Source organism: Dyella sp. LX-66 (assembly GCF_018599165.1).
GTDB lineage: Bacteria > Pseudomonadota > Gammaproteobacteria > Xanthomonadales > Rhodanobacteraceae > Dyella_D > Dyella_D marensis.
The window spans coordinates 405,091-416,903 of record NZ_JAHFVJ010000003.1; the positions used below are offsets into that span (position 1 = coordinate 405,091).

At 66.8% G+C, this 11,813-nt stretch carries 10 protein-coding genes; 2 read left to right on the top strand and 8 right to left on the bottom strand.

The genetic code is table 11. The annotated features are described in order from the left end of the window. Positions 1-56: 56 nt before the first annotated feature. Genes KK141_RS08340 through KK141_RS08360 form a run of 5 tightly spaced genes read right to left on the bottom strand, consistent with a single transcriptional unit; the run spans position 57 to position 5,329 of the window. Positions 57-2,255, bottom strand: a complete 2,199-nt coding sequence (locus KK141_RS08340; RefSeq protein WP_214569280.1) for a type IV pilus secretin PilQ — start codon at positions 2,253-2,255, stop codon at positions 57-59. Between the two features lie 56 nt (positions 2,256-2,311). Further along, a complete protein-coding gene (locus KK141_RS08345) occupies positions 2,312-2,842 on the bottom strand; it encodes a pilus assembly protein PilP (protein ID WP_167252562.1) in 531 nt (176 codons plus the stop codon). After that, entirely contained in the window at positions 2,839-3,492 is a 654-nt protein-coding gene (gene pilO / locus KK141_RS08350) for a type 4a pilus biogenesis protein PilO (RefSeq protein WP_214569281.1), read from the bottom strand. Before pilO ends, KK141_RS08345 begins: the two co-directional genes overlap by 4 nt. After that, entirely contained in the window at positions 3,489-4,271 is a 783-nt protein-coding gene (locus KK141_RS08355; protein WP_214569282.1) for a PilN domain-containing protein, read from the bottom strand. Before KK141_RS08355 ends, pilO begins: the two co-directional genes overlap by 4 nt. Next, entirely contained in the window at positions 4,271-5,329 is a 1,059-nt protein-coding gene (locus KK141_RS08360) for a pilus assembly protein PilM (protein ID WP_214569283.1), read from the bottom strand. The genes KK141_RS08355 and KK141_RS08360 overlap by 1 nt, the downstream gene beginning before the upstream one ends. 276 nt (positions 5,330-5,605) lie before the next feature. On the opposite strand from KK141_RS08360, the gene KK141_RS08365 reads away from it, so the two are divergent. After that, on the top strand, positions 5,606-8,113 hold the full coding sequence (locus tag KK141_RS08365; RefSeq protein ID WP_214569284.1) for a penicillin-binding protein 1A: 2,508 nt from the start codon (positions 5,606-5,608) through the stop codon (positions 8,111-8,113). 93 nt (positions 8,114-8,206) lie between these two features. Further along, positions 8,207-8,881, top strand: a complete 675-nt coding sequence (locus KK141_RS08370) for a hypothetical protein (protein ID WP_214569285.1) — start codon at positions 8,207-8,209, stop codon at positions 8,879-8,881. Positions 8,882-8,951: 70 nt separating this feature from the next. Here KK141_RS08370 and KK141_RS08375 read toward each other — a convergent pair whose 3' ends face one another. The 3 genes from KK141_RS08375 to KK141_RS08385 form a co-directional block, all read right to left on the bottom strand. Continuing rightward, entirely contained in the window at positions 8,952-10,247 is a 1,296-nt protein-coding gene (locus KK141_RS08375) for a citrate synthase (RefSeq protein WP_214569286.1), read from the bottom strand. A gap of 254 nt (positions 10,248-10,501) precedes the next feature. Next, positions 10,502-10,747: a type B 50S ribosomal protein L31 gene (locus KK141_RS08380; protein WP_214569287.1), complete on the bottom strand. Its 246-nt coding sequence runs from the start codon at positions 10,745-10,747 to the stop codon at positions 10,502-10,504. 93 nt (positions 10,748-10,840) lie between these two features. Further along, complete coding sequence (locus KK141_RS08385) at positions 10,841-11,773, bottom strand: nucleoside hydrolase (RefSeq protein ID WP_214569288.1); 933 nt, start codon at positions 11,771-11,773, stop codon at positions 10,841-10,843. Between the last annotated feature and the right edge of the window lie 40 nt (positions 11,774-11,813).

Here is an 11,813-nt window from a genome sequence, read left to right on the forward strand (position 1 = left end):
CACAAAAAGAAAGGGCGGCCGATGGCCGCCCTTCTTCGTTCGATCGTCTACTCCGCTCAGCGCAGGCTGTCGCTCAGGATGCGCGGGGTGACGAAGATCAGCAGCTCGGCCTTGTCGTTCTGGCGCTTGGTCGTGCGGAACAGCATGCCGATGCCGGGGATGTCGCCGAGGCCCGGCACCTTGGTCACGGTGTTCTGCTTGGTGATCTCGTAGATGCCGCCGAGCACCACGGTCTGGCCGTTGTCCACCAGCACGGAGGTGTTGATTTCGCGGGTGTCGATCTGCGGCACCTGACCGTTCGGCGTCGTGACGAACTGGGCCAGCGCGTCCTTCTTCACGTTGATGGCGAGGTAGACGCGGTTATCGGCGGTGATGGTCGGCGTCACCTTCAGTTCCAGCACGGCGTCCTTGAACTGCACCGATGCGGTCGGCGCGGTGCCGGTACCGCCGCTGTTCTGGTAGGTCACATAGCCGATCTCCTGGCCCTGGCGGATCACCGCTTCCTGCTGGTTGGCGGTGATGACGCGGGGGCTGGAGATCACTTCGCCGCGGCCTTCGCTCTGGGCCGCCGACAGTTCGAGATCGACCAGGTAGTTCTTGCCCAGGATGGCCAGGCCGAGCGTGCTGGCGAGCGCGTTCGTCGCCGGCAGGTTCACGTTGAAGCCGCCCTGGCCGGTCTGGTAGGTCGTGGTGCCGGTACCGCCCGCGTTGTTGATGTTGCCCTGGTTGATGGCCAGGCCACCTGCGTTCGTACCGGTCGGGCTGGTCGAAATGACGTTGCCGCCGCTGGTGGTATGCGTGGCCTGCACGCCCCACTTCACGCCGAGCTCGCGGGTGAAGGTGTCGGTGGCCACCACGATGCGCGACTCGATCAGCACCTGCTGCACCGGACGGTCGAGCACCGAGATCAGTTCGCGCAGCTCGCGGATCTTCTGCGGGTTGTCGTTGATCAGCAGGGTGTTGGTGCGCTCGTCGAAGGAGACGCTGCCGCGCGAGGAGAGGAAGCCGCGGCCACCACCACCGCCACCGCCGCCGCCCGAACCGCCGCCGGCCATGCTGCCCTGGGTCAGCAGCTTGGCGATGTCCTGCGCCTTGCCGTAGCTGATCGGCACGTAGTCGGTGACCAGCTCGGCGGTGTCCTCGGCCTTCAGGCGGGCCTCGGCCACGCTCTGCTCGTACTTGGCCAGTTCTTCCTGCGGAGCGATCCAGATCACGTTGCCGTTACGGCGCTTGTCCAGGCCCTTGGCGCGCAGCACCACGTCCAGCGCCTGGTCCCACGGCACGTTGACGAGGCGCAGGGTGATCGCGCCGCCGACGGTGTCGGAGGCCACCAGGTTCTGGCCGGACATGTCGGCGATCAGCTGCAGCACCGAGCGGACCGGGATGTCCTGGAAGTTGAAGGTGACGCGGTTGCCGCTGTAGGTCGGCTCCTGGCCGTGCAGCGGCTTGCCGTCCGGACCCGTGCCCGGGGCCACCTTCTTCGGCGCGACCTCGACCACGTACTGGTCGCCGGTCTGGTAGGCCGAGGTGTCCACATTGCCCTTGAAGGCGATTTCCATGCGGGCGCCGCCGCGCGCGCCGGCCTTGGTGGTGACCGACTGCACCGGCGTGGCGAAGTCGAGCACGTCCAGGCGCTGGGCGAGGTTGGCGGGCAGGTTCACGTGGTCGAGATTGACCACCACCTTGTCGCCTTCGCGCTTCATGTCCGCATTGGCGCCGGCGCCGCTGAAGTTGATCAGCACGCGGCCTTCGCCATTCGGACCGCGGCGGAAGTCGATGTTCGACACCGCGGGACCGGCGGCCGAGGACGGCAGCGCCTTGGACGGGTCGATGTTGGACGCCGTGGTGGTGGTCTGCGCGTCGGTGCCGTTGTTGACGGTGAACACCAGGCTGTTGCCTTCGACGCGCGAGCGGTAGGACGAGTCGCGGATCAGCTCGACCACCACGCGGGTGCGGCCGCCGGCGGCGATCGCCGAGACGCCCATGGTCGAGCCCTTGCCGATGTCGAGATGGCGCGCGGCCGAGTTCTCGGTATCGGGCAGGTCGATGGCGATGCGCGGCGGGTTGCCGGTGGTGAAGATCTTCGGCTCGGGCACGGGGCCCTGGGCGAAGTTCAGGTGCAGCTCGACCTTGCCGCCCGGCAGGGTGTCGTAGCTGATCTCGCGCAAGGTGTTGGTCGCGGCAGCCGCGATCCCCGACCACGCGGCGCCTGCGATCAGCAGAGCGGTGAACAAGCGACGACTCGCATGGCGCATGACACGGCCCTGGACTGGTTTGTTGAGGTTCGTCATTGCATCAGCCCCTGTGATTCTTATTTCTCGCCAAGCGCGATGCTGGCTGAGCGTTCCATCCAGCCGCCGTTGCCGTTAGGCACCAGTTCGACCAGCTCGATGTGGTCTTCGGCGATGGCGGTGACGTGTCCGTAGTTCTGGCCCATGTACTCGCCGCGGTGGGTCCGGTGGATCACCCCGGTGGGATCCTTGATGAGCACTTCGATGCCGTTGCCGGTGCCGACCGTGCCGACCATCTTGAGGCTGTCCAGCGCGAACGCTTCCAGCGGCTCCTTGGTGCGGTCCTGGTCGGGGCGCGGCCCGTTGGAGGCGCCGTTGTCCAGCTCAGCGGTGCTGGGGCTGAACGGGTCGCGGCGGTCCTGGTCGTTGTAGAGGAAGGTTTCGAAGGTCTTGATGACGGGCAGCGGCGGAATCGGCGCGCCCTTTTTCTGCTTTTCCTGCGAAACCCAGTCGCGCAGGTCCGACATGCCGCGGGTGCAGCCGGCCAGCATCAGTACGGCACCGATGGCCAGCGCGACGCGTGCGGCGCGGAGGGCTGTGGTCTTGCTCATTTCTGCCCCCCGTTCTTGGCAGCGGACGACTTGGCATTGGCGGCCTTGGCCTCCGCGCTTTCGTCGTCTTCCAGATAGCGATAGGTCTTGACCGTGCCCTGCAGCACCAGGGTGCCGCTCTTGTCCTTCGGCGTGAGCGAGACGTCGTGCAGGGTCAGGATCACCACGCGCGGCAGCGAGGCCACGCCGCTGATGAAGGTGCCAAACTGGTGGTAGTTGCCCACCATGCGCAGCTGGATCGGCTTCTCAGCGTAGAAGTCCTTCGGGATCTCGGCGCCGGGCTGGAACAGCTCGGTCTCCAGGCCCGCGGACAGCGCCGTCTGGGAGATGTCGACCAGCAGCTCAGGCATTTCGGTGCGGCTCGGCAGCTGGCGCAGCAGCTGGCGCAGCATGTCCTGCATCTCGTCGAGCTGCTGCTGCAGCGCTTCGAGATTGACCGCCTTGGCCTGCTTCTGGGCGAACTCCTGCTTGAGCTGCTCTTCCTTGCCGGCGAGCTGGGTCAGCTCGTCCTGCTGGTTGCTGATGATCGAGTACCAGCCGATGAAGCTGACCACCGCGAACAACAGCACGATGAAGGTGATCTTGGCCGACTTGGGCCAGCCGCCGATGTTGTTGCGGTCGAGGTTGCGCAGATCGCTGACGAAACTCATGGCTTGGCCCCCCCGTTGGCCGGCGCACTAGGCGGCGCGTTGGTCGGCTTGGGAGCCTGCGGTGCGGCAGCGGCGGGCTGGGCGGGCTTGGCCGGCGGAGCGGTCAGCGCCTGCGCGGCGGAGCCGAGAGCCTGGCGGGCCGCCGTGCCGGACGGAGCCGGAGCGGCGGGAGCCGCGGCGCTGGCGGCGCCGGCCGGCTGCACCGGCGTGTGCTCGGCGTCCGCACCGTCGTCGGGCTTGGGCTTGCTGAGCGCGACGTCGAGGCCGAACACGTAAGGCATGCGCGAATCGCCGTGAGTGTTCTCGGTCTTGCGCAGGTCCGCGTGGCCCATCCATGGCGAGGCTTCGAGGTTGCGCATGTATTCGGCGACGCTGGCGTTGGACTGGGCGACGCCGTCGAGCGACATCGACTCGCCGACCTGCTTGAGGCCACTGAGGCGCGCGCTGGCGGGGATGGTCTTAACCAGTTCGTCGAACAGGTGGACCATCTGCGAGCGGTTGGCCTGCAGCTGCTCGATGATCTGCTTGCGCGCCAGCAGGCGCTCGCGGACTTTCTCGAGATCCTTGATCTTGGCGATGCGTTCGTCGAGCTGCGCGATCTCGCCCTGCAGATAGGTGTTGCGCTCGTTCTGGTTGCCGATGCGCTGGTCCATCCAGGTCATCCACACCAGCACGAACAGGATCGCCGCGACGATCGCCGCGCCGAGCTGCATGAAGAACTCGCGCTCGCGATGCTTGCGGCGTTCGGCGCGCCAGGGAAGTAGGTTGATGCGTGCCATCAGTCGAAGCTCCTCATGGCGAGGCCGACCGCGATCATCAGCGCCGGCGCATCCTGGGCCAGCTGCTGCGCCTGCACGCGCGGCGACAGCGACATGCGCGCCAGGGGATTGGCCACCACGCAGGACACGCCCAGCTGCTCCTCGAGCATCGGGCACAGGCCTTCGATGGAGGCGCAGCCGCCGGCGAGCACTACCTGGTCGACCTTGCTGTATTCGCTGCCTGCGAAGAAGAACTGCAGCAGGCGGCTGATCTGCTGGATCAGCGATTCCTTGAACGGCTCCAGCGCCTCGGTCTCGTAGGACTCCGGCAGGCCGCCCTTGCGCTTGGCGCGGCCGGCTTCCTCGTAGGAAAGGCCGTAGCGGCGCATGATTTCGTCGGTGAGCTGCTTGCCGCCGAACACCTGCTCGCGCGAGTAGATGGTGCGCTGGTTGCGCAGCACCGACAGCGTGGTCATGGTGGCGCCGATGTCGATCACCGCGACGAGCGCGTCGCGGCCGACGTTGAGCTGGTCGGCCACCATCGCGAAGGCGTTTTCCATCGCGAAGGCTTCGACGTCGACCACCTTGGCGCTGATGCCGCCGAGGTCGAGCGCGGCGACGCGCATGTCGACGTTCTCGGTGCGCGACGCGGCGAGCAGCACGTTGTTCATTTCGGGGTTGTCGCGCACCGGACCCAGCACCTCGAAATCGAGGCTGACTTCCTCGATCGGATACGGGATGTACTGGTTCGCTTCGACCTGGATCTGTCCTTCGAGATCTTCTTCGGACAGGTCACTGGACATCGGGATGATGCGCGTGATCACCGCGGAACCGGCGACGGCCGCGGCAGCGTGTTTGAACTTGGTGCCCGAACGGGCCACCGCGCGCCGGATCGCTTCGCCCACCGCCTCGACTTCGACGATGTTCTTTTCGACCACGGCATTGGGGGGCAGTGGCTCCACCGCGTAGTGTTCCACGCGATAGCGGCCACCGGCCTGGCTGAGCTGCAGCAGCTTGACGGCGGTCGAACTGATGTCGACGCCAATCAGCGGCGGCTTCTTGGGTGTAAAGAGCCCCACGATTTTCCCCCTTGCCCCTGGACGCCTGCACCGTATTTGAGTGGTGAGTGCGCGACGGCATTAAATCCAAAAATTAACGTATTGGCAACGGCCTACACGAACTATCTCGACTGTTTTGGCGTGACGGCATCCACAATTAACGCCAATCACGTCCCGGCCTTTTTTGTGACGTAACAGTGACCCGCAGGTGGGAATCTGCCAGCCGGTACCGTTAAGCAAATGGTGCTACATCTATACTGTGCCGTGTTTTGACTCAGGTCTCGCAATATCCACACCATGCAAATTCTCAAGCGTCTGCTGCGCTGGGTGCTGATCCTTGCTTTCACCGGATTGCTGCTGGCGATCGCCGCGGTCGGTGTGGCGTATTGGCTGGTCTCCCCCCGCATCCCCTCGGTGGCGGTCCTGAAGGACTATCACATGCAGGTTCCGCTGCGCGTCGTAAGCGCGGACGGCAAGCTGATCGCCACCTTTGGTGAAACCCGGCGCATCCCGGTCGGCATCGCCACGGTGCCCGACCGGCTGAAGCATGCCGTGCTCTCGGCCGAGGACGGCGATTTCTACCGCCACCCCGGCGTCGACTGGCACGGCATCGCCCGCGCGGGCTGGCACGTGATCGTCTCCGGCGGCGACAAGGGCCCCGGCGGCTCGACCATCACCCAACAGGTTGCGCGCAACTTCTTCCTGAGCCCCGAGAAGTTGTATTCGCGCAAGCTCACCGAAATCTTCATCGCCCTGCGCATGGAGAACGAGCTCAGCAAGGACCAGATCCTCGAGCTCTATCTGAACAAGATGTTCCTCGGCCACCGCTCCTACGGCGTGGCCGCGGCCGCCTCGTATTACTACGGCAAGTCGCTGGACCAGCTCAGCGTGGCCGAGTGCGCGATGATCGCCTCGACCTTCCAGCTGCCCTCGGTGGTCAATCCGATCAACAACCCCAAGCGCGGCCTGATGCGCCGCAACTGGGTGCTGGGGCAGATGCTGGCGAACCGCTACATCACCCAGGCCGAGTACCAGCAGGCCCTCGCCGAGCCGAACAACGCCTTCCCGCACGAGCCGCCGATCGAGGTCGACGCGCCCTACCTGGCCGAAATGGTCCGCCTGCAGGCGCTGGACCGCCTGGGCAACGACGCCCTCACCGAGGGCTATGTGATCAAGACCACGGTGCAGAGCGCCCGCCAGCAGTCCGCCGTGGACGCCATGCGCGCCGGCCTGATCGACTACGACCACCGCCACGGCTGGCGCGGCCCCGAGGACCACCAGGAGCTGGCCGAGAACGCCGGCAACGAGGACTTCGACCGCATCCTGTCCAGCTATACCGACATCGCCGGGATGCGCCCGGGCGTGGTCACCGGCGTGGGCGCCAGCGACGCCACGGTCTATCTGTCCACCCGCGAGCAGGTGCAGCTGGGCCAGGACGCGGTGGCCTGGGCCAAGCCCTACGTCAATGAAACCCGCGTCGGCGCCCCGCCCAAGAACGTGGCCGCGGTGCTGAAGCGCGGCGACATCATCCGCGTGGCGCGCAATGCCAAGGGCGAGTGGGAACTGGCGCAGATCCCCAAGGTGCAGGGCGCGCTGGCCTCGGTGAACCCGGAGGACGGCTCGCTGCAGGCCCTGGTCGGCGGCTTCAACTTCCTGCGCAGCAAGTTCAATCGCGCGGTGATGGCCGCGCGCCAGCCGGGTTCCAGCTTCAAGCCCTATATCTACTCGGCGGCGTTCGAACGCGGCTTCACGCCGGCTTCGATCGTCAACGACGCCCCGCTGGCCCTGCCCGACCCGTCGCGCCCGGACGGCCTGTGGACGCCGTCCAACGATGACGACAAGTTCGACGGCCCGATCCGCCTGCGCGAAGCGCTGGTGAAATCGAAGAACCTGGTCTCGGTGCGCCTGCTCGACGCCATCGGCGTGCGCTATGCGCGCGACTACGTCACCCGCTTCGGCTTCTCGCCCGACGCCCTGCCGCCGAACCTTTCGATGGCCCTGGGCACCGCCTCGGTGTCGCCGATGGGCATGGCGCGCGGCTATGCGGTGTTCGCCAATGGCGGCTACCTGGTCACGCCGTACTTCATCAGCGAGATCGACGACCGCGACGGCAAGCCGGTCTATGTGGCCAACCCGGCGCGCGCCTGCCGCACCTGCCAGGAGCGCCTGCTCGATACCCGCCCGCCGGGTCCGCCTTCGTCCACCGCCGCCCCGGCCAACCCGGTGGCCGCCGCCGGCACGCCGGCGGGCGCCGCCAGCACGGGCGGCGCGGTGCTGCCGGCCGACGCGCACGAGGGCAACCACCCGCCGACGCTGGCCCCGCAGGTGATCGACGTGCGCAACGACTTCCTGGTCACCTCGCTGATGAAGGACGTGATCCGGCGCGGTACCGGCGCAGCCGCCATGGCGCTGGGCCGCGACGACCTGGCCGGCAAGACCGGCTCGACCAACGAGCACCGCGACGCCTGGTTCGTCGGCTTCAACGGCGACCTTTCCACGGCCGTCTGGGTGGGCTTCGACGACTTCGGCTCGCTCGGCCGCGGCGAATTCGGCGCCAAGGCGGCCCTGCCGATCTGGATGGACTACATGGGCGCGGCCCTGAAGGACCGCCCCTCCTCCACCTTGTCGATGCCCCCCGGCATCACTACGGTACAGATCGACCGCTCCAGCGGCCTGCCCTCGGAACCCGGCAACCCCAATGCGATGCCGGAAATGTTCAAGGTGGAAGACGTGGACCGCCTGCGCCAGCAGGCCAGCCAGCAGCAGGAGGATCCCGACCAGCAGCACGCGTACGACATCTTCTGACGCGACAGGCGGGTGGCCCGGTCCACCCGCTTCGCCGCGAGGCCGTCAGCGAACGGCCGCACCTCCAACCAACGACCAGGAGGGACCAGGATCATGGCTCGAGGCGAGCACCACCGCATCCACGCGCAGGACCGCGTCCAGCGCAACCGCCTGCGTATCGCCCAGGAGGCCGCGCGCCTCATGAGCGAGCATGGCATCCGCGATTTTCATCACGCCAAGCTCAAGGCCGCCGAGCGGCTCGGCATCTTCGACACCCAGGCGCTGCCCCGCAACAACGAGATCGAGGAAGCGCTGCGCGAGCACCAGCGCATCTTCCAGGCGCACAGCCAGCCGCAGCTTTTGCAGAAGCGCCGCGAAGCGGCCCTGGACGCCATGCGTTTCCTCAGCGACTACGAGCCGCGCCTGGTCGGCGCGGTACTGGAAGGCACCGCGGACAGCCATTCGGCCGTGTGCCTGCACGTCTTCAGCGACGACCCGGAGGCCGTCATCCTGCACCTGCGCGAGCACGGCGTGCCGGTGGAAACGCAGACGCGCCGCCTGCGCCTGAGCCGCGACGAACAGGCCGAATACCCGGTGCTGCTGTTCGCCGCCGACGAACTGCCATTCGACCTCACCGTGCTGCCGGTGAATTCCCTGCGCCAGCCGCCGCTGGACCGCATCGACGAGAAACCCATGCGGCGCGCCTCGCTAGCCGGGGTGGAAGCCCTGGTCGCCGAGGGCGACGACGAGGACGAATTCGAACGCAAGCTGGCGGCGGCCCTGCGCTGAGGTTTTCCTTCCACGCAAAAGAAAACGCCCGGCATGGCCGGGCGTTTTCGTGTGGCGGCGCCTTAAGCGCTCAGCGCTTGTCGGCCGGCACGTAGTTGCGCACGTCGGCGCCGGTGTAGATCTGGCGCGGGCGGCCGATGCGGGCGCCGGGGGTTTCGTGCTGCTCGATCCAGTGGGCGATCCAGCCGGCGGTACGCGCGATGGCGAACATCACGGTGAACATCTCGGTCGGAATGTTGAGCGCCTTGTAGATGATGCCCGAGTAGAAGTCGACGTTCGGATACAGCTTGCGCTCGACGAAATACTCGTCCTTCAGCGCCGCCTCTTCCAGCTTCAGCGCCACTTCCAGCAGCGGGTCGTTGACGCCCAGTTCGCCCAGCACCTTGTGGGTCATCTCGCGGATGATCTTGGCGCGCGGGTCGAAGTTCTTGTACACGCGGTGGCCGAAGCCCATCAGGCGGAAGTTGTCGTTCTTGTCCTTGGCGCGCTTGACGGCGGTTTCGACCTTGTCGGCCGTACCGATCTCCTCGAGCATCTTCAGCACCGCTTCGTTCGCGCCGCCGTGCGCCGGACCCCACAGCGCGGTGATGCCCGCGGCGATGGAAGCGTACGGGTTGGCACCGGTCGAACCGACCAGGCGGACGGTGGAGGTGGAAGCGTTCTGCTCGTGGTCGGCGTGCAGGATGAACAGCAGGTCCAGGGCCTTGGCGGCGACCGGGCTGAGGGTCAACGGCTCGCTCGGCACTTCGAACATCATGTGCAGGAAGCGGTCGACGTATTCGAGGTTGTTGCGCGGATAGCGGAACGGCCAGCCGATCGAATAGCGGAAGCAGGCAGCGGCGATGGTCGGCATCTTGGCGATCAGGCGGATCGCGGCCAGCTTGCGGTCTTCGGCGTTATCGACGTCGATGTCGTCGTGATAGAAGGCCGACAGCGAGGCGACCGAGGCGGCCAGCATGGCCATCGGATGCGCGTCGTGGTGGAAGCCCTTGAAGAAGTCCTTGAGCGACTCGTGCATCATCGTGTGATGGGTGATGTCGTCTTCGAACTTGGCGAACTCGCTCTTGCTGGGCAGCTCGCCGTTGAGCAGCAGATAGGACGTCTCGAGGAAGCTCGACTTCTCGGCCAGCTGCTCGATCGGGTAGCCGCGGTACAGCAGCACGCCCTGGTCGCCGTCGATGTAGGTGATGGCGCTCTTGGTGCTGGCGGTGCTGCCGTAGCCCGGGTCGTAGGTGAAGTGGCCGGTGTCCTTGTACAGATTGCCGATGTCGATGCACGCCGGGCCGAGCGTGCCGCTCAGCAGGGGCAGCTCGCTGCTGCGTTTGTTCGACTCATCCACCAGCTTGACGGTCTTGGTATCGGACACGGAAACCTCCTTCAGCGAATGTCGCCGCCGGTCACCGGGGGTGGTGCGCCAGGCGGGGGAATTAAGCGCACCGCGCTGGGGAAGGCGCGATGCAACGCCGCCCATTATCACACATCACCCGGCGAACATCCCTTGGCGAATGGTCGGATGGCGGACGCGAAAAAGCATGGGGCGAGCTTGCGCTCGCCCCATGCTCCGTGTACTGGCTTTGCTTTATCGCCAGCCGGAAACCCGGCTGACCGGTCGCGCGAAGATTACTTCTGCGCGTAGCGGCGGCGGAACTTGTCCACGCGGCCACCGGTTTCGATGCTCTTCTGCTTGCCGGTGTAGAACGGATGCGAGTGGCTGGAGATATCCACCTTGACCAGCGGGTACTCGTTGCCGTCCTGCCACTTGACGGTTTCCTTGGAAGCGATCGTCGAACGCGTCAGGAACGCGAAGTCGGACGACAGGTCCTGGAACACCACCGGGCGGTAATTCGGATGGATATCGGGCTTCATGACGGACTCAAAGCGGTGGGCGAAAGAGTGGCATTATAGCGACCCTTTCGCCCCAGGGGCAAGCGCGTCAGTCACTTGCCCCGCAAAAGCCGCTCAGGCCGCGCCCAGCGCGCGTCTCACCATGGCCGCGAAGCGCTCCTGGTCCACGTCCAGCACGATGCGGGCATTGGCCGCATGGCCCAGGCGGCCGCCCCAGTCCACCACGGTGGCGCCGCGGGTAAGGCGGCCGTCCAGTTCCACGGCGACGTGACGCTCTTCGCTGCGGGTGACGATGGAGGGGTCGATCGCCACCGCCATGGCCAGCGCGTCGGCCGCGATGATGCCGCGGCGCTTGCTGCTGGCGTTGAAGGCGCGGGCGGTGCGGAACACCTGGCCGAAGAATGCCGCGCGCTTGTCGCCGGCGGCCAGCCACTGGTCGAATTCCGCCTCGTCGAAGGCGTGGCGCAGGGTGGCTTCCCAGTCGACCAGGTCGAACTGCGGGAAGGCCTCGAACACCACGTGGGCGGCTTCCGGATCGAAGCCGACGTTGAATTCGGCCGGAATGTTGCCGGTATTGCCATGCCCGGTGACCGCGCCGCCCATCACCACCAGGCGCTTCACGCGCTGCGGCAGGGTCGGATCCAGGCGCAGCGCCAGGGCCACGTTGGTGAGCGGCGCCAGCGCCACCAGGGTCAGCTCGCCGGGGCGTTCGCGGGTGAGCCGCAGCAGGGCCAGGGCGGCCTGCTCCGCTTCGGCCGCCGCGGCCGGCTCGGCGAAGCCGACGTCGCCCAGGCCGTCCATGCCGTGCACGAAGGCGGCGTCTTCTTCCGGCCCGCGCACCAGCGGCGTGGGGCAGCCGGCGAATACCGGCACGCCGCCGCCGACCAGATCGACCAGGGTGCGCGCATTGCGCACGGTATGCCCCAGGCCCACGTTGCCGGCGGCGATGCTCAGGCCGGCGATGTCGGCATGGGCATGGGCCATCAGGATCGCGAGCGCGTCATCCACGCCGGGGTCGGTGTCGATCAGGAGCTGGGGCTTGGTCATGGGCTTTCCTTCGGTGAGCCGGCTAGCTTACGGCGCGGAG